Origin of the sequence: Nocardia sp. NPDC049149, assembly GCF_043197455.1 — a bacterium.
Lineage (GTDB): Bacteria > Actinomycetota > Actinomycetes > Mycobacteriales > Mycobacteriaceae > Nocardia.
In genome coordinates, this window is the sequence record NZ_JBICTD010000008.1 from 335,533 (window position 1) to 355,157 (window position 19,625).

Here is a 19,625-nt window from a genome sequence, read left to right on the forward strand (position 1 = left end):
AAAGTGCTAGATGTCTGAGATTGCCCGTCGGACGGCCGACGAGATCAGTTTGTTTCTCACGGAAACGCTAAGCGAGTTATTGGACATTGCCACGGACGACGTGGCTGTCGGTGAACCCTTTTCGAGTTTCGGGCTCACCTCGGCGGTGGCCCTGGTCTTCGTCGGCAAGATTTCGACCTATATCGGTAAACCGCTGCCGCCGGATCTGCCGTGGGAATATCCGACCGTGCACGCGCTCGCCGAGGGCCTGGCCGCGGTGCAGGACCGCCAGGAACCCGCGGCGGCGAACGTCGAGCCTGACGTCGAGCTACTCCCTGCGCGGATCACGACCACGCAGGAACCGGTGGCGATCATCGGCATCGGCTGCGCGTACGGCGCGCTGCGCGGGCCGGCGCAACTGTGGGAAACGTTGTGGCACGGACGGGAACTGGTCGGCGAAGCGCCGCAGGACCGGCACGACTGGCCGCCGACGGGCGAACAGCGCGCGGAAAAAGAGAAGCGCGCCTGGTTCGGTTCCTTCCTCGACGACCCGTACGCGTTCGACGCGAACTACTTCGGCATCGCCGATGGCGAGGCCGCGGCCATGGATCCGCAGCACCGCTTGCTCGCGGAGACCGTCGCAGACGCGTTCGAGGACGCGGGCGTTCCGGTCGAGCGCCTGGCCGGGACCGCGACCGGCGCATTCGTCGGCATCACCGCGGGCGACTACGCCCGTGGCATGGGCGATGCCGCGGCGTCGGGCATGCCGATCGCGGCGGTCACCGGCAACGCCAGCAGCATCGCGGCAAACCGGCTGTCCTACCTCTACGATCTGCGCGGCCCGAGCGTCAGCGTGGACACCGCGTGCTCGTCGTCGTTGGTCGCGCTGCACCTGGCGCTGCGCAGCCTGCACGACGGCGACTGCGAGATCGCGGTGGTCGGCGGGGTCAACCTGACCCTCGATCCGCGGGTCACCGAGGCGCTGGCCGGCGCGGGCATGATGGCGACCGACGGGCGCTGCAAGACCTTCGACGATCGTGCCGACGGCTACGTCCGCGGTGAGGGCAGCGCGGCGGTGGTGTTGAAGCCGCTTGCCCAGGCGGAGAAGGACGGCGACCGCGTGTACGCGGTGCTGCTCGGCTCGGCCGTCAATCAGGACGGTCGCACCAACGGCCTGACCGCGCCCAGCTATCAGTCGCAGGTCGACGTGCTGCGCCGGGCCTACCGGCGGGCCGGGGTGAATCCCGCTGACGTGCAATACATCGAGGCGCACGGCACCGGAACCATCCTCGGCGACGCCATCGAGGCGCGGGCGCTCGGCACCGTCTTCGCCGAGAACCGCGCCGCCGACGACAAGTTCCTGGTCGGCTCGGCCAAGACGGTCGTCGGTCACCTCGAGGCCGCCGCAGGCCTCACCGGTGTGGTGAAAACCGCGCTGGCGCTGCATCACCGGCAGGTGCCTGCCAACTTGAACTTCGAATGGCCGAGCCAGCACATCGCTTTCGACGAGTTGCCGTTCGGCGTGCCCACCGCGAACCAGCCGTGGCCGGATCATTCGGGCCGCAGGCTGGCCGGGGTGAGCTCGTTCGGCTTCGGCGGCACCAACGCGCACGCCGTGCTCACCGGCGTCGCGGGTGCCGCGGTGCCGGCCTCGGCCGCAACACAGGTCGAAAAGCCTTATCTGGTCACGATTTCCGGCCGCAACGAGCAGTCGACGCTGGCACTGGTCGACAGTTGGGTGGACATGCTCCGCGCAGGCTCGGCGGCGCCGATCGCCGAACTCGCGCAGACCTCCAGTGCGCGCCGGGCCCAGCACCCGTACCGGGTGGCCGTCGCGGCCCGCACGCACGAGGACCTCGCCGAGCAGCTCACCGCGATCTCCGGCGGCTCGCTGCCGCTCGGCGCCGCGGCGGGCCGGGTGCCGCGCAGCGGTGCAGGCAAGGTGGCGTTCGTCTTCACCGGACAGGGCAATCAGTGGGTCGGCATGGGCCGCAAGCTGATTCGGCACCAGCCGATCTTCCGTGACGCGCTGCTCGCGGTGGACAGGGAGCTGCGCATCGCACTCGGCTGGTCGACCTTCGCCGTGCTCGACCGCGGCCGCGATGCCGAGGCGCTGGCCGACACCGGCACCGCCCAACCGGTGCTGTTCGCGCTGCAGGTCGCACTCGCGAAGCTGTGGCAGTCGTGGGGCATCGTCCCGTCGGCCGTGGTCGGCCACAGCGTCGGCGAGGTCGCGGCCGCGCATGTCTGCGGCGCGATCGACCTGCGCACCGCGGCGCAGCTGATCGCGACACGGGCCAAGGCGACCGCGCGGCTGCGCGACAACGGCTGCATGGCCGTCGTCAACGTGCCAGCCGCGGAACTCGAACTGCCGCAACGCGTTTACCTCGCGGGCAGCAACGGCCCGAAGTGGACGCTGGTCTCGGGCAACACCGGCGCGGTGGATGCCTTGCTCGCCAAGCTGGACAGCGAGCAGGTCATGACCCGCCGCCTGCCCGGCCGCTATGCCTTCCATTCGCCGCTGATGCGGGACTGCCTGCCGGAGTTCGCGGCCGACATGCCGTGCATCCAGCCCGAGGAGGGCAGCATCCCGTTCTACTCGACGGTGACCGGCGGGCGCATCGACGGCGCCCACCTGAACGGTCTCTACTGGACCGATCAGGTCGTTCGCCCCGTGCTGTTCGCCGAGGCCGTCGGCACCATGATCGACGCGAACATCAGCGCGTTCGTCGAGGTCGGCCCGCATCCCGCGCTCAACGGGATGCTGAAAAGCCTGCTGCGCCACCATGATCGCGCCGGTGTCGCGGTGCCCTCACTGGTCCGCGATGTCGACGACCTCTCGGTGATGCTCGCGGCACTCGGCGAGCTGCACGTGCGCGGCCACGAGGTGCGCTGGTCCGGTGTCGACACGGTGCAGCGCCCGCAGGCGCGACTGCCGCTGTACCCGTACGACCGCAAGTCGTATCGGGTCATCGACGGCGCGCCGCACGTCACCGCCGCGCCGGTGGCGCGCGCGTCGACCGAATTGTTCACCGCCGATGTGGATTACGTCGCGCCACGCACCGAGTACGAGCAGGTCGTCGCCGAGATGTGGGCGGAGCTGCTCGGTCTGGAGCAGGTCGGCGTTTTCGAGAACTTCTTCCGTATCGGCGGGCATTCGCTGGCCGCTACCCAGTTCGTCCGCAGACTCCGGGAACTGTTCGAGATCGAGTTCGCCCTCCGGCTCATGCTGCAGGAGCCGACTGTCGCGCAGGTGGCGACGGTGCTGGAGGCGCTCATGATCGAGCAGGCGGACGCGGCCCTTTTGGAGAGCGCACATGAACTCACCAGCTAGCAGTCTTGCCCTGGCACGGCTGCGGGAACGCAGGGCCGCCGGGATCTCCACGACGACGGTGCCGTTGCGGGAAGGCGCGGGCCCGTTCCCGACGACCCCCGCCCAGCGCGGCATCTGGCTGCACGAGCAATTGGCCGATCGCGCCGCGATTTACCATGTGCCGCTCGGCATCCGGATCACCGGTCCGCTGGATCAGGCGGCATTGCGGATGGCGGCCGACGCCGTCACCACACAGCAGCACGCGCTGCGCACGGTCTTCGCCGAAACGCCGGAGGGTCTGCGGGCCGAGGTCGTCGAGACCGGCGGCGCCGACTGGCAGACACCGGATCTGCGGCTGGTGCCAACGAAGGCACGGGCGGGCGCGGTCGATCAGCTGCTCGAATCGCTGGCGACGGCGCCGTTCGAGCTGGCCGAACGGCCGCCGGTGCGATGGGCGCTGATCCGGCTCGCCGAGCAGGAATGGATCCTTGCGGTCGTCGCGCACCACCTGGTGCTGGACGGACTGTCGATCGCGCTGCTCTTCGACCAGCTGTGGGCGGCGTACGGCGCCGTCCGCAGTGGCGAGGAGTCGCTGCTGCCGGTGCCGCCGCGTCAGTACGCGGACTACGCGGTGTGGAGCGCCGAACATGGCGCTCCCGCAACGCAGGCGGCCGCGGTCGAGCGGCGGGCAGCGCTGCTGCGCGGTGCGCCGCCGCTGGATCTGGCGATCGGCAGGCGCCCGCGCCGGGTCGGCAACAACGGCGCCCGCATCGAGAGCGCGTTCCCGCGCGAGCTGGCCGACGCGGTTCGGGCGAGCGCGGCGGCCAACGGTATTCCGCCGTTCGTCTTTCTCTTGGCTTGCTACGAACTGATTTTGGCGCACCGCTCCGGGCAGCACGATTTCTGCATCGGTATTCCGATGGCGGCCAGGCCATACGGCGAGCTGGCCAAGACCATCGGGCATTTCGTGAACACGGTGCCGGTGCGGGCGGATCTCGCGGCCGGACAGACGTTCCTCGAGCTGCTGCACACGACCCGCGATACCGCGATGGCCGCCTACGACGACGAGACCGTCCCGTTCGAGCGCGTGGTCGAGGCGATCGGCGGACCGTGGAACCCGGCCTTCAGCCCGGTATTCCAGACCTTGTTCGTGCAGCAGGTGCTCGAGCGCCCCGATCTGAGCCAGTGGGAGTTGACCGTCGACTGGCAGACCATCGACACCGGCACCACGCTCTACGACCTGGTCATGCATGTCGCGGAGACGGGCGGCGAGCTCGTCTGCCATCTGACCTACAACACGGCGCTGCTCGACGCGACTGCCGCCGCCGACCTGGCGGACGATTTCCGCACGGTCGCCGCCGCCGCGGCCGCGGCGCCGACGACCAAGGTGGACGAGCTGCTGTCCGCCCTTCCGGTGCGCGAATACGTCGTGGACAGTCCGGGTTTCGACGAGGACGCGGCGGAGCCGGACGAGGTCGCCTTCGAGGCGCCCATCGGCGACCGGGAGATCCGTCTGGCCGCACTGTGGGCAACGGCGTTGGAGCGCACCGAGATCGGCCGCAACGACGACTTCTTCCTTCTCGGCGGCACCTCGCTGGCGGCGACCAGGGTGATCTCGCAGATCATGGACGAGTTCGGCGTCAGCATCTCGCTGCGCGAGCTGTTCGAGAGCCCGACCATCGTGACGGCCGCGCGGCTGATCGAAGCCGCTGCGACGGAACAGGATTCGCTGCCGCCGTTGCAGGCGCTGCCGCGCACCGACGGTGAGCTGCTCGCGGTGTCCTATGCCCAGGAACGACTCTGGTTCCTGGAGACCCTCGATCCCGGCAACGCGACCTACATTATGCCCGGCGGGCTCAGGCTGCACGGCGAGCTCGACGTCGCCGCGCTGGAATACGCACTGGCGCAAGTCGAACAGCGGCACGAGGTGCTGCGCAGCGTGTACCGGACCACCGAGGACGGGCAGCTGCGTCAGGTCATCCGGCCCTACGCGGCCCGCCCGCTCGAGGTTACCGACCTCAGCGCGGTGCCCGCCGACCAGCGCGGCGCGGCCGAGGACGAGGTGGCGGCGAGCGTGTACCGCGCGCCGTTCGATCTCGCCGAGGGCCCGGTGTGGCGGTATCACCTGATCAAGACGGGGCCGAACGACTACCTGCTCGCGCTCGCGCTGCATCACATCGTGTGCGATGGCTGGTCCGTCGCGGTACTGAGCCAAGAGGTTTCGGCGCACTACCGGGCCCGCATCGCCGGCGTGGCGGCTACGCTGCCGCCGTTGGCCGTGCAGTACGCGGACTACGCGGGCTGGCAGCGCGGCAACGCCGCCGGGCTCGACGGGCAGCTGAACTTCTGGCGCACCGAGCTCGCGGATCCGACGGTCACCGAAATCCCCGGCGACCGGCCACGCCCCGCCCGCCGCACCTCGCGCGGCGCGGTGGTGCGACTCGCGGTCGACCCGCAGGTGATGACCGAGGTGCGTGCCCTCGCGGCGCGCAGCGGCGTCACCACCTTCGCGGTGCTGCTCGCCGCCTTCTACACGATGCTGAATCGGTATACGCGCCAACAGGATCTGATCGTCGCCTCGCCGATCGCGGGCCGCACCCGCTCGGCGATCGAGCCGCTCGTCGGCTGCTTCTTGAACACCATGGCCCTGCGCACCGAGGTCGACACCGAGGAGACCTTCACGGCTCTGGTGGCCAGGGTCGGGCAGACGGTGCTTTCGGCACACGCCAACCAGGACTGCCCGTTCGAGAAGGTGATCGAGGCGCTGGTGCCGACCAGGGACATGAGCCGCACGCCGCTGGCCCAGGTCATGTTCAACTACCTGAACACACCGCCGCCGTCGCTGGATATGGCAGGCCTGGACGTCGAATTGGTGGACGCGCCGCGGACGACGGCGAAGATGGACTTCGATCTCACCGTCGACGAGACCGACGGCCCGACCAAGCTGACGCTGGAATACAGCGCCGATCTCTACGACGAGCCGACAGCGACTCGGGCACTGCGGCATTACGCGGGCGCGCTGGCCAGCATCGTGGCGAACCCGGACCAGCTCGTCGGCGCGGTGCGCCTGGAGGACCCGGAAGAGCGTGCGGCGCAGCCACAGTGGGACCTGCCGGGCTATCCGGTGGTGCCGCTGGCGGAGTCGGGTGAGCGCTTGATCGACCGGCTCGACGCCGTGATCGAACTGCGCAGCAGCGCACCGGCATTGCGCACCGGCGACCGGACGACGAGCTTCGCCGAGCTCGACCTGCTCAGCACCGTCATCGCCAAGCAGCTGATCGGTGCGGGCCTTGACGGCAGCCGGGTCGCGCTGCTCTACGAGCACACTCCGGAGAGTTTCGTCGCGGTATGGGCGGCGCTGCGCGCCGGTGTCGCCTACGTCCCGCTGGATCCGCGGGCACCGCAGGCGCGGCTGCTCGAGATCCTGGCGGAAGCCGATGTGTCTGCGCTGCTGTGCGATCCGTCGCTCGCGGAGCTGGCCCGTTCGATCGCGGGTGGCGCGCACGTCTTCACCGTGGCCGGGCGGAGCGACCATCCGGATCCCGCGCTGAGCACGGTGCCGACCAACGATCTGTCCACCTGGTCGAAATCCCATATCAGCTCGGACGATTTCGCTTACATCCTGCACACGTCGGGCTCGACCGGTCGGCCGAAGGGCGTGGCACAGAGCCGAGGCAATGCGCTGGCGCACGCGGTGACCTACGCGCGGCGGCTGCGCATCGGCCCCGACGACGTCGTCGCGGCGCCCGCCCGCTACACCTTCGACGCGGGCGTGCTGAACTCGTTCGGCGCTGCCGTCGCCGGCGCCGAACTCTATGTGGTCGATCCGCACCTGTTCGGGCCCGCCGAGCTGCGCGCGGAGATCGAGCGCGCGGGCGTGACCGTGTTGCACTGCACGCCAACGGTCTTCCGCTATCTGCTCAGCGACACCGATAGCCCGTGGGTGCCCGCGGCGTTGCGGCTGATCGCGCTCGGCGGCGAGGAAGTGGTGCGCGGCGACGTCGCCGACTTCGGCAAGCACTTCGCGCCGGGCTGCACGCTGGTGAGCCTCTACGGCCCGTCCGAATGCTCGGTGGCGTTGCAGCACATCGTCACCCCCGAGGACGCGGACCGCGCCGGCGTGCCCATCGGCTATCCGGTCGAGGGCGTCGACGTCGAGCTCATCGACGGAAACGGCCGTGCCACCGAGGTTTACGGTGAGCTCGCGCTGCGCAGCCAGTACGTCGCACTCGGCTACTGGCACCGCCCCGAACTCACCGAGAAGGTGTTCGGCACCGGTCCGGACGGCGTTCCGCAGTATCGGACCGGCGATCTCGCGCGGCGACTGCCCGACGGGCGGTTGGTCTTCGTCGGCCGCAAGGACCGGCAGGTCAAGATCCGCGGCCACCGGGTGGAGCCGGGGGAGGCGGAGACCTTCCTGCGCGCGCACTCGACCGTCGGCGAGGCCGCCGTCGTGCTCGATGCCGATGCCGAGGTGCCGAGGCTGGTCGCCTATGTGACCCAGGACGGCCCGTTGGAGCCGGACTACCTGGAGCTGTCGGCCTTCCTGCGTACTCGTTTGCCCGACTACATGATTCCGTCGGCCTACATGGTGCTCGACACCTTGCCGCGCGGCCTCACCGGCAAGCTCGACCGCGCGAAGCTGCCGAAGATCGCCCCGGCCGCGCCGCCGGTGTTCACGCCGCCGGCCACCGACATGGAGCGCCTCGTCGCCGAGGTGTGGGCCGAGGTGCTCGACCGGGAAATCGGACTCGGGCAGAACTTCTTCGATCTCGGCGGGCACTCGCTCGCGGTGGCCAGGGTGCGCGGTCTGCTCGAACGCAGGCTCGGCGTGCCGCTGGCGATGACGGATCTGTTCGCCGCGCCGACGGTCGACGGCCTGGCCAAGGCGTTGGAGGGCAGGACCGCGCCGCAGGAGGACGTGGATCGCGGTCAGGACCGCCGAGCGGCCGCGGCGCGACGGCGCGCCCACCGCCAGGCGACCGGGACCGTGCCGGACAGTGTGGGGAGCCAGCGATGACGCACGACGACAACGACTTCCGGGTCGCGGTGATCGGCATGGCCTGCCGCTTCCCCGACGCGAGCACGGTCGAGGACTACTGGCGCAACCTGTGCGCGGGCCGGGAATCGATCCGGCCGCTCGCGCAGGAGGCCATGCCCGCCGACCCGCCCGCAGGCTATGTGCACGCCGGTGCGCTGCTGTCGGACGCGGACCAGTTCGACGCGGAGTTCTTCGAGATGACCCCGCGCGAAGCGCAACTCACCGACCCGCAGCACCGGCTGTTCACGCTGTGCGCCTGGGAGGCACTCGAGGACGCGGGCCACATCGCGGCCGAGAACCCGACGCCGGTCGGTGTTTTCGCGGGCGCCGGCATCAGCACCTACCTGCTGCGCAATCTGGTCGGGCACGCGAGCCTGTTCCAGTCGCCCAGCTCGCAGCTACATGCCTTGCACGGCAACGCCTCCGACTACATGGCCACCAAGGTGTCCTACAAGCTGAATCTGACCGGGCCGAGCGTTGCGGTGCAGACGGCATGCTCCACCTCGCTGGTCGCCGTGCACCAGGCGGCGCAGGCGCTGCTGGACTTCCATTGCGATATCGCGATCGCGGGCGGCGCCAGCGTGCAGGTGCCGCACGAGGCGGGCTACCTCTACGAGGAGGGGTCGATCCTCTCGCCGGACGGCCACTGCCGTGCGTTCGACGCCGACGCGGGTGGCACCGTATTCGGTTCGGGTGTCGGCGTTGTCGTGCTCAAGCGCCTCACCGACGCGCTCGCCGATCGCGATCGCATCCACGCCGTGATCCTCGGCTCCGCAGTGAACAACGACGGCGCCAACAAGATCGGCTACACCGCGCCAGGCATCGCGGGCCAGCGCGCGGTGATCCGGGAAGCCTTGTCGGCGGCGGGCATCGGCGCCGACACCATCGGCTACGTCGAAGCGCACGGCACCGGAACCAAACTCGGCGACCCCATCGAGGTCGCGGCATTGAGCGCGGCCTACCGGGAGCACACCGACGCGAACCAGTACTGCGCGCTCGGCTCGGTGAAATCCAATGTCGGCCACCTGAATTCCGCAGGCGGTGTCGCGGGGTTCATCAAGGCCGTGCTCGCGGTGCGGGACGGCCGCATTCCGGCGAGCCTGCACTACTCGCGCCCGAATCCCGAAATCGACTTCGCCACCAGCCCGTTCTTCGTCAACACCGAGCTGCGGACCTGGCCGGACGAGGTGCGCAGGGCCGGCGTGAGCGCCTTCGGCATCGGCGGGACCAACGCCCACGTGATCGTGCAGCAACCGCCGGCGGCAGCGCCCGTCGCTGCGTCGTCGGGGCCGCGTGCACTGTTGATCTCTGGCCGCACGGCGGACGACGCCGACCGAGCGGCGGCCGGGCTCGCCACCTATCTCGACGGCGCCGACCTCGAATTGTCGGCGGTCGCACACACATTGGCGCACGGCCGACGTACTTTCCCGCACCGCAGGATGGTCGTCGCGAACAGCACCGCGGCTGCGGCCGCCGCCCTCGCCAAGCCTGCCGCAGGGGAGGCCGCCCCGGCACCCGCACTCGCCTGGCTGTTCCCCGGCCAGGGTGTGGCGCTCGGCGCCGACGTCCTCGAGCTCGCTGCCAAGGTCCGGCCGTTCGGCGACCAGTTCCGCGCCTGCGCCGAAATCCTGCGTCAGCGTGCCGACTTCGACCTGGAAGCCGCGGTACGCAACGCGGAAGGCACCGAACAGACCCAGGTCGCCTTGTTCGCGGTCGAATACGCACTCGCCGGGATGTGGCGCGAGTTCGGCGTCACACCGCGAGAACTGCTCGGCCACAGCCTCGGTGAGCTCGTGTGCGCCACCATCGCTGGCGTCTTCGAGCTGGCCGACGCACTGATGCTGGTGGTGGAGCGCGGCCGGATCATGGCCGCCGCGCCGCCCGGCGGCATGCTCGCGATCTCCAAGGGCGCGGACGCCATCGCCACCCGGCTGCCCGACGACGTGTGGCTCGCCGCCGACAACTCCGCGAACCGCTGCGTGGTCGCGGGCGCACCGTCGGCGCTGTTCGCCTTGGCGGGTGCGTTGTCCGAAGACGGTGTGGCGAGCTCGCTGCTGCCCGTCGGGCACGCATTCCACACCCCGCTGATGGACGAGGCCGCGGCGCGCTTCGCGGAGCTGGTGCGCAAGGTGGCGCGCAAGGCCCCGGAGGTGCCGTTCTGGTCGAACGTCACCGGGGCGCCGATCAGCGCCGAGCAGGCGGTGGATCCCGCGTACTGGGCCAGGCAGATGACCAGCACGGTGCGGTTCCGGGAGGCCACCGAAGGGTTGGTCGCGCGGAATCCGGGGATCGTCGCGCTGGAGGTGGGGCCGGGCAAGTCGCTGGTCTCGTTCCTGCGCACCGCCGATCGTGGCGCGGCGACGGTCGGCGCCCTCGGCGCGGGGCTCGGCGCGGGTTCGCCCGACACCGAGATCGTCACGGCGGCGGGCAAGCTCTGGTTGTCCGGTGTCCCTGTCGATTTCGACGCCATCTACGGCGGCGAGCAGCCAACGAAGGTCGGCTTGCCCACGTATCCCTTTGCGCTGAAGCGCTACTGGGTCGATCCGCCCGAGTACGTGCCCGCACCGGCGCGGGCGGTCGAGCCGGTCCCGCCGCGCGTGGCCGCCGCGGTGGTCGAGACCGCGGCGGCGGCCGAGGAGGACGATTTCGTCGCCTCGGTGCGGCGCAGGGTGGTCGCGGTGTGGAGCGCGGCGCTCGGCATCGAGGAGGTCGGCAACGACGCGAACTTCTTCGAACTCGGCGGCGATTCGCTGCTCGCGGTGCACGTGGCGACGCAGCTGCGCGCCATCTTCCCGTTGGAACTCGCACTCGGCGAGCTGTTCGTCAGCCCGACCGTCGCGGGGATGGCCGAGACCATCGCCGCGCATCTCATCCAGCGGTTGGACGAATTGTCCGACAGCGAGGTCGAACTCCTGCTCAACCAGCCGGGGGCGGCCGAAGAACGGAGCAACAATGCCTGAATCCGTCGACACGGGCGCATCGCGCCGCGCGTTGTTGCGGCGCTGGGCCGCCGGTAACACCCCGCAGGCGAAGATCCCGCGCCGTCCCGATCCGACCGCGGCCGCACCGCTTTCGGCGGCACAGCAGCGAATCTGGTTCCTGGAGCAGCTGTTCCCGGACCGGGCGACCTACACGATGCCGCTGGCGCTGCGGTTGCGCGGCCATCTCGACATCGCGGCACTGCAGGGCGCGCTGTCGCTGGTGGTGTCCAGGCACGAATCGCTGCGCACCAGTATCGAAGTGCGCGACGGCGTTCCGGTCCAGGTGGTCGGCCCGGTGGCGCCGCTGCCGATGACCATGATCGCCCCGGCGCAGCTCGATCCGCAGCGGCCGCTCGCCGACGCGCTGGCACAGGTCGACAAGTTCAGCAGGACCGTCTTCGATCTGTCCGGGCTGCTGGTCGAGGTGCTGCTGGTGCGGCTCGGCGACGACGACGCGATCTTCGCGGTCGCCATGCACCACATCATCTCCGACGGGTGGTCGCTCGGCGTGTTCGCCTCCGAGCTGATGTCGGCCTACGCCGACCTCACCGCGGGCAGGCACCAACCAGAACTGCCGGAGCTGCCGCTGCAGTACCCCGACTATGCGACCTGGTTGCAGGATCTCGCACAGCGCGACAAGTTCGACGGTGACCTCGACTACTGGCGCGGCGTGCTCGGCGACGAACCGCCGCTGGTGACCTTCCATCCGGACCGGCCGCGCGCGCTGGAGCCGGAAAACCGTGGCGCCAGAGTGCTGTTCACGATCCCGGGCGAGGTGCACGCCGGGCTGCGCAAACTGGCCGACGCGACCAGGGTGAACGACCGCCCCGCCACCCTGTTCATCGCGCTGATGGCGGGATTCAAAGCGCTGCTTCGCTATTACACCGGCGCCGAGGACATCACCGTCGGCACCCCGATCGCGGGCCGCAACCGCCCCGAGATCGAGCCGCTCATCGGGTTTTTCGTCAACGCGCTCGCACTGCGGACCGACCTGTCCGGCGCGCCGACCTTCCGCGAACTGCTCGCCAGGGAACAGCGAGTCGTCTTCGACGCGTTCGACCACCAGGAGGCGCCGTTCGACCTCGTCGTCGAACATGTGCGCCCGGATCGGGAACTGAGCCACTCGCCGCTGTTCCGCACCGCGGTGGTGCTGCAGAACACCACGCTGCCCGAGCTCGCGATTCCCGGTCTCAGCGCCGAATACGTCGAAGTGCATTCGGGCACCACGAAATTCGATGTGCTGGTGACCATGCGCCAGGTCGGCGTCGAGTTGGTCGGCGCCTTCGAATACGACGTCGACCTCTACGACGAGCCGACCGTCGCCGCCATCGCGCGGCACTTCGTCGCCCTGCTGACCGCGGTGGTCGCCGACCCCGACACCGCGCTGCCGGAACTCGACTTCCTGCAGGCGGACGAGCGGGAGCGCGCCATCGCCGCCGCACTGCCGAGCCAGCCCGCCACCGAGGTCGCGCAGACGCTGCCCGAACTGTTCGCCGCCCAGGTGGCGCGGACACCGGACGCGGCGGCGCTGAGCTTCGGCGACAGCACCATGACCTACGCCGAGTTGTCGGCCGCCGCAGAACGGTTGGCGCTACGCCTGCACGCGCGCGGCATCGGCCGCGGCTCGTTCGTCGGCATTCACCTGGAGCGGTCCGCCGATGTCGTCGTCGCCATCCTCGCGGTGCTGCGCACCGGCGCCGCCTACGTGCCGCTGGATCCGATGTACCCGGCCGACCGCATCGAGTTCATGATCGCGGATTCCGGTGCGCGGCTGGTGATCAGCCACAGTTCGCTGGTCTCGGCGGCCGCCGAGACCGGTCCCGAGCTGTTGCTCGTCGACGAGGCGGCCGAGCCGCTGCCCGGCGGCACCTTGGCGCAGGCAGGCCCGCACGATCCCTGCTACGTCATCTACACCTCCGGGTCCACCGGCGTGCCGAAGGGCGTTGTCATCGAGCACGCCAACGTCGTTCGCCTGTTCTCGGCCACCGCGCACTGGTACGACTTCGGCCCGCAGGACGTGTGGACGATGTTCCACTCGTACTCCTTCGACTTCGCGGTCTGGGAAATGTGGGGCGCGCTGCTCTTCGGCGGACGGCTCGTCGTGGTGCCCGGCTCGGTCAGCCGGTCCACCACGGAGTTCGCGGAACTGCTTGCCCGCGAACAGGTCACGGTGCTCAGCCAGACGCCGTCGGCGTTCACTCAGCTGCTGCGCGCGCTGGAGAACGCGCCGCAGACCGAACTCGCGGTGCGGTGGGTCGTCTTCGGCGGTGAGGCGCTCGACTTGTCCTCGCTCGCACCGTGGTTCGACCGCTTCGGCGACGCGGCGCGCCTGGTGAACATGTACGGCATCACCGAGACCACCGTGCACGTCACCTACCGCGAGCTGACCGCGGCCGACGTGGTGTCGGCGGCGGGCAGCCTGATCGGCGTCCCGCTGCCCGATCTCGGTGTGCTGATCGTCGACCCGGCCGGTCGCCCGGTGCCCGACGGCGTGGCAGGCGAGATGCTGGTGTCCGGGCCCGGTGTCGGGCGCGGCTACCTCAACCGCGACGAGTTGACGGCCGAGCGGTTCGCGGCGAGCCCGGTGCTCGGCGGGCGCCGCGTCTACCGGACCGGTGACCTCGCCCGCAGGCGCGCCGACGGCGATCTCGAATACCTCGGCCGGATCGACCAGCAGGTCAAGGTGCGTGGCTTCCGCATCGAACTCGGCGAGATCGAGGCCGCGATCACCGCGCACCCCGGCGTCGATCAGGCGGTGGTGCTCGCCCGTAAGGACTCCGGCGGCAGCGTGTCCCTGGTCGGGTACTTCACGCCGGGCGACGCGAGCGCGGATGCCGCAGGCGCGGAACAGGATCAGGTGGCGAACTGGCAGATCGTCTTCAACAGCACCTACCGGCAGGGCCGGGAGGGCGACGCCGACTTCGACATCTCCGGCTGGAACGACTCCTACACCAACGCCGCCATCCCCGAGGAGCACATGCGGGAGTGGGTCGAGGCGACCGTCGCCGCGGTGCGTTCGCTCGCACCCCAGCGTGTTCTCGAAATCGGTTGCGGCACCGGCCTGCTGCTGTCCCGGCTCGCCCCGCTGTGCACGGTCTACGACGCGACGGACGTCTCGGCGTCGGCGATCGAGAACGTGCGGACCAAGATCGTCGAAGGCAATGCCGAGCTCGCGCACGTCCGGCTGGACCAATGTGCCGCCGACGAACTGCCCGCCGATCTGGTCGGTTCCTACGATGTCGTCCTGATCAACTCGGTGGTGCAGTACTTCCCGAGCGCCGACTACCTGACCAGGGTCCTGGAGACCGCGTCGGGACTGCTCGCCCCCAACGGCGTGCTGTTCGTCGGCGACGTCCGCGATCTCACCCTCAGCGAGTCGTTCCACGCGACGGTCGAGGCGACCAACGCCCCGACCGCCGGTGCGGGTGAACTCGCGCCCGCCCTGCGGGCCGCCCTCGATCGGGACGCCGAATTGGTGCTCTCGCCCAAGTACTTCGAGGACTTCGTCGCCGCGAGCCCGGTGCTGACCGGGAGCCGAATCCGGCTCAAGCGCGGCGCGTACCTCAACGAGATGTCGCGTTTCCGGTACGACGCCGTGCTTTACGCGGGTCAGGCACTCCCGGTGCGGCCCAAGATGTTCGACGCGTCGATGACGCCGCAGCGGCTTGCCGACCTGCTGGCGCGGGACCGTCCGGCGGCCGTGGTGATCACCGATGTGCTGGACGCCAGGGTGGCCGGTCCGCTCGCGGTGGCCGCGGAAGTGCGGCGCGGCCGCGCGGGTGCGGCCCAGATCCGGGCCGCACTGGCCGGATCCGGCGGCATCAGCCCGGAAGACTATCTGGCCCTAGCCGAGCGGGTGCCCTATCGGATCGAGGCGCTGCGCCGCCCCGACGGCCGGTTCGATGTGGTGGCGACCGGTTGGGACATCGCGTTGCCCGGTGCCCCGGCCCGCGCGGTCGAATGGCCGGGCGATCTCGTCGTCTCGGATCCGTTGCGGGTCAAGGCCCGCGACGATCTGGTCGTCGACGTGCGCGCCCACCTGGCGCGGCGACTACCGCAGCACATGGTGCCCGCTGCCGTGCTCGTGCTCGACGAATTCCCGTTGACCACCAACGGAAAGCTGGACCGCCGCGCGCTGCCCGCACCGGTGCTGCGCCGCAACACGCTGGAGTACGAGCCGCCGCGCACCCCGCTCGAACAGCGGGTCGCCGGCGTCTTCGCGAACGTGCTCGGCATCCCGCGGGTCGGTCGCGAGGACAACTTCTTCGATCTCGGCGGCCACTCGCTGCTGGCCGCCCAGCTGATCCTGCGGCTGAAACAGACCTTCGGCGAGGACATTCCGCTCGGCTCCCTGTTCGCCAGGCCGACGGTGGCCGGCGTGGTCGGCCTGCTCGCGGGCGAGACCACCGAGGAGGAGACCATCGATCTCGAGGCCGAAGTGGCCGCCGCGATCGAATCCTGGCCTGCCGGACCGTGGAACGCCACCGCACCGACAACAGGTGACGTGCTGCTGACCGGTGCTACCGGCTTCGTCGGCGCGTTCTTACTGCACGAACTGTTGGCGCGCACCGACTTCCGCGTGCACTGCCTAGTCCGGGCGGACAGCCGCGAAGAGGGGCTGGCCCGGCTGGCCGCCACGTTCGACAGCTACGAGCTGCCGCGCGCGGCGTTCGATCGGGTGATCCCGGTCCTCGGTGATCTGGGTGCGCCGCGACTCGGGTTGTCCGAGAAGCAGTTCCTGCTGCTCGGCCGCACCATCGAAGCGATCTATCACAACGGCGCGCACGTGAACTTCGCGCTGCCGTACCGGGTGCTGGAGGCCGTCAATGTCGGCGGCACCCAGGAGCTCATCACGCTGGCCAGGACCAGCGGTGCGCCACTGCATTTCGTGTCCTCGCTGTATGTGCTCGGCCCCGGCGACGCGGTCGAGGGCCGGGTCGGCACGGCGGCGGTGGCGCGGGATCCCTCGCAGCTGTCGCTGGGGTACCTGCGCAGCAAGTGGGTCGCCGAGCGGCTGGTCACCGAGGCAGGCGAACGCGGCCTGCCGGTCAGCGTGTTCCGGCTCGGCCGGATCGGCGGCGACAGCCGCACCGGCGCCTGCCAGACCAGCGACTTCTTCTGGCTGCTCGTCAAGGCCAGCCAGGAGGTCGGGCTCGCGCCGGACGTCGACTTCGCGGTGGACCTGGCCCCGGCCGACTTCACCGGCGCGGCCATGGTCGAACTGGCCAGGAACCCGCAGCCCGGCACGCACATCTACCACCTGCGCAACCCGCAGCCGTGCTCCTTCACCGACGCCATCGGCTGGCTGCGCGAGAGCGGCTGGCCGGTCCGGCTGGTCGCCCTCGCCGAATGGCGCGACGCGATCGCCGCGCACGCCGCGACCGCGGGCGCTGGCTCGGCCTCGTTCAGCGTGCTGAGCCTGTTGAACGCGAACGACGGGCTCACCCCGTCGATCCAGTTCGACGTCGACAACGCCGTCACCGCGCTGGCCGGGGTGCCGTGCCCGCCGGTCTCGCGCGACCTGTTCGTCCGCTACCTGGACTACTTCCGCAAGGTCGGCTTCCTCGCCGCACCGTCACCACAGGAGGTCGGAGTATGACCACAACGCTGTTGACCGGGGGTGACCTCGAATACGACACCCTGGTGCGCGCGCTGACCACGCAGGCCACCCAGCGGCCGAACAAGGTCGCGTACAGCTTCCTCAGTTACCCGGACTCGACCTCGGTGCAGGCGACCGTGGAATCGCTGACCTACGCCGAGATCGACCGTGCGGCACGGGCATACGCGGCCACCCTGCTCCAAGTCGCGCACCCGGGCGACCGGGCGGTGCTGTTGCTGCCGCCCGGCCTCGAATACGTGAAGGCGTTCTTCGGCTGCCTCTACGCCGGGATCATCGCGGTGCCGTTGTACCCGCCGAGTGCGCACAACTCCAACGGCCGCATCGACGCGGTCTGCGTCGACGCCGACCCCGCATGCATCGTCACCACCGACGGCGCGCTCGCCAATGTGACTGCCTGGCTGGACAATTCGCCGACCGACACGACGCGGCTCATCGTGACCACCGGCGAGGTCGACGAGAAGCTCGCGATCGACTGGACCCCGGTGCTCGTCGACCGGGAACAGATCGCGTTGCTGCAGTACACCTCCGGGTCCACCCGCACCCCCGCCGGGGTGCTGGTGCCGCACCGCGGACTGCTGTCCAACGCCAGGCAGACCTACGACATGATGTATCACGTCGGGATCTCCCCCGAGGACGAGGTCGGCTTCGTCAGCTGGCTGCCGCTGTTCCACGACATGGGCCTGATGATCGGCGTCATCATGCCGATCATCAACGGGCACGGCGTGGTTCAGATGGCGCCCACCTCGTTCCTGCGTCGCCCCGAGCGCTGGTTGCGGGCGATCAGCGACACCCAGGCGCAGGTCTTCGCGGCCTCGCCCAACGTCGGCTACGAGCTGTGCGCCGAACGCGTCGGCCCGAAAGAGCTCGAAGGCATCGACCTGAGCAACTGGCGCTACGCCTTGTCCGGCGCCGAGCCGGTGCGGGTCAGCACCATCCGAAAGTTCCACGCCGCCTTCGCCGATCACGGACTGCGGGAGTCGACGCTGATCGCGGGGTACGGCCTCGCGGAGTCGACGCTGCTGGTGTCCGCGAACTGGCGCACGCTGTCCGGCGTGCAGACCGTCACGGTCGATCGCGAAGCGCTCGCGGCAGGCCAGATGGTCATCGCCGAGGACGGCGCCGACATCGTCAGCGGCGGCGCGGCGGCCCCAGGCACCACGATCGAGATCGTCGACCCGGAAACGCGGGTCGCGCTGCCCGAGGGACGGCTCGGCGAGATCTGGGTGTCCAGCCCTTCGGTCTGCACCGGGTACTTCAACCGGCCCGAAGAGACCGAACAGACCTTCCGCGGCGAACTTTCGCCGCGCGACGGCAAGTACTACCTGCGCACCGGCGACATCGGGTTCCTGTACCAGGGCGAGGTCTATCCGACCACCCGGCTCAAGGACCTGATCATCATCGACGGCCGCAACTACTATCCGCCGGATCTGGAGGATGCCGCCGAGAAGTCGCATCCGCTGGTGCTGCCCGGCCGCTGCTCGGCCTTCTCCATCGAGGTCGGCGTGCAGGAGAAGATCGTCGTGCTCATCGAGGCACGGGTCAAGGACGAGGCGACCGTGCAGGAGCTCCGGCAAGCGGTGCGCGAGGCCATCTTCACCGTGCACGACGTCGGCGTGCACGAGGTGGTGCTGCTCAATCCCGGCGCCATCCCACGTACTTCGAGTGGCAAGATCCAGCGTTCGGCCTCGCGTACCGCCTACCTCGACGGCACCCTCCGGGTCCAGGGGGCGAAATGACCACGGCGCTGTCCACCCACGGGGACAAGCTGACCTGCTTCACCGCGGCGTTGGCGAGCGCGCTGGTTGCCCGCGGCGAAACCCGCTGGTGGCGGCCGCTGCTCGCGGGCGGACCGCAGCTCGCGGTGACGCCCGCCGCAGACGACCTGCTGCTGTTCGAGCACGACGCGACGCCACGGCTGCCCGCGCTCGGCCTGCAGGTGCACGGCGACGACGACTGGGCAACGGCCTACAACGCGCTCGAAGAGCAAGTGGCCGCGCATGGTTCGGTCGTGGTGCTCGCCGACATCTTCCACCTGCCGTGGCAGCACGGCCACCAGAAATGGCATGCGCCGCATTGGTTGGCCATCGTCGAGACCATCGACGGCTGGCAGATCGAGGATCCGCTGACGATGACCACCGAGCTCGGTCTGCAAACCGGGCAACGGATTCCGGTGACCTCGGCGGCCGAGCTGCGTGAGTGGTCGACCAGCCTCGGCGCGGCGGACACAGTCGCGCTGCTGCGCGAGACCGCGCTGGCCGGTACCGACGACATCCACGTCGGGCGCACCTACCGGTGGCTCGAATCGCATGCGGTGCCGCCGCACCCGCCGCGCGCGGATCGGCTGGTCGGCGCCGACGCGCTCGTCGCACTCGCCAGCCGCTACCAATTCGCCTCGACGCCGGAGGATTTCACTCAGATCGACGATCTCTGGCAGGCGTTGCGGCAGCGCGAACTGCTGCTGTGGGCGGCCGAGCACGATGCCTCGGTGCTCGACGCCGACGGCCGCGCGCACTGGGAACATGCGGTGGCGCAGTGGCGCAAGCTGCCGCCGCTGCTGATGCACGCCAGTATGCGCGCCGCGGCGGGTGGCACCGTGCAGACCGCGCTCATCGCCGAAACACTGCTGACGCTCGCCGAATTCGAAGGCAAGCACCTGGCTTTCGCCCACGGCCGCCCGGAGGGAGAGTAGCC

6 protein-coding genes are annotated in these 19,625 nt (G+C 70.0%); all 6 read left to right on the forward strand.

What is annotated here, in order from left to right; translation table 11 throughout:
- The first annotated feature begins 10 nt into the window (after positions 1–10).
- Genes ACGFNJ_RS31300 through ACGFNJ_RS31325 form a run of 6 tightly spaced genes read left to right on the forward strand, consistent with a single transcriptional unit; the run spans position 11 to position 19,623 of the window.
- The gene (locus ACGFNJ_RS31300; RefSeq protein ID WP_393456235.1) at positions 11–3,313 is read left to right on the forward strand and encodes a beta-ketoacyl synthase N-terminal-like domain-containing protein; all 3,303 of its coding nucleotides are present in this window, start codon (positions 11–13) and stop codon (positions 3,311–3,313) included.
- Positions 3,297–8,312, forward strand: a complete 5,016-nt coding sequence (locus ACGFNJ_RS31305; RefSeq protein ID WP_393456238.1) for a condensation domain-containing protein — start codon at positions 3,297–3,299, stop codon at positions 8,310–8,312. The genes ACGFNJ_RS31300 and ACGFNJ_RS31305 overlap by 17 nt, the downstream gene beginning before the upstream one ends.
- A complete protein-coding gene (locus ACGFNJ_RS31310; protein ID WP_393456241.1) occupies positions 8,309–11,293 on the forward strand; it encodes a type I polyketide synthase in 2,985 nt (994 codons plus the stop codon). Before ACGFNJ_RS31305 ends, ACGFNJ_RS31310 begins: the two co-directional genes overlap by 4 nt.
- Complete coding sequence (locus ACGFNJ_RS31315) at positions 11,286–16,913, forward strand: amino acid adenylation domain-containing protein (protein ID WP_393456244.1); 5,628 nt, start codon at positions 11,286–11,288, stop codon at positions 16,911–16,913. Before ACGFNJ_RS31310 ends, ACGFNJ_RS31315 begins: the two co-directional genes overlap by 8 nt.
- The gene (locus ACGFNJ_RS31320; RefSeq protein WP_393456247.1) at positions 16,910–18,670 is read left to right on the forward strand and encodes a fatty acyl-AMP ligase; all 1,761 of its coding nucleotides are present in this window, start codon (positions 16,910–16,912) and stop codon (positions 18,668–18,670) included. Before ACGFNJ_RS31315 ends, ACGFNJ_RS31320 begins: the two co-directional genes overlap by 4 nt.
- A complete protein-coding gene (locus ACGFNJ_RS31325; RefSeq protein WP_393456250.1) occupies positions 18,667–19,623 on the forward strand; it encodes a hypothetical protein in 957 nt (318 codons plus the stop codon). The genes ACGFNJ_RS31320 and ACGFNJ_RS31325 overlap by 4 nt, the downstream gene beginning before the upstream one ends.
- Positions 19,624–19,625 lie beyond the last annotated feature (2 nt).

Coding starts and splice junctions, on each gene's coding strand:
- ACGFNJ_RS31305 (WP_393456238.1), top strand. CDS start 3,297: ATGAACTCACCAGCTAGCAGTCTTGCCCTGGCACGGCTGCGGGAACGC.
- ACGFNJ_RS31310 (WP_393456241.1), top strand. CDS start 8,309: ATGACGCACGACGACAACGACTTCCGGGTCGCGGTGATCGGCATGGCC.
- ACGFNJ_RS31325 (WP_393456250.1), top strand. CDS start 18,667: ATGACCACGGCGCTGTCCACCCACGGGGACAAGCTGACCTGCTTCACC.
- ACGFNJ_RS31300 (WP_393456235.1), top strand. CDS start 11: ATGTCTGAGATTGCCCGTCGGACGGCCGACGAGATCAGTTTGTTTCTC.
- ACGFNJ_RS31320 (WP_393456247.1), top strand. CDS start 16,910: ATGACCACAACGCTGTTGACCGGGGGTGACCTCGAATACGACACCCTG.
- ACGFNJ_RS31315 (WP_393456244.1), top strand. CDS start 11,286: ATGCCTGAATCCGTCGACACGGGCGCATCGCGCCGCGCGTTGTTGCGG.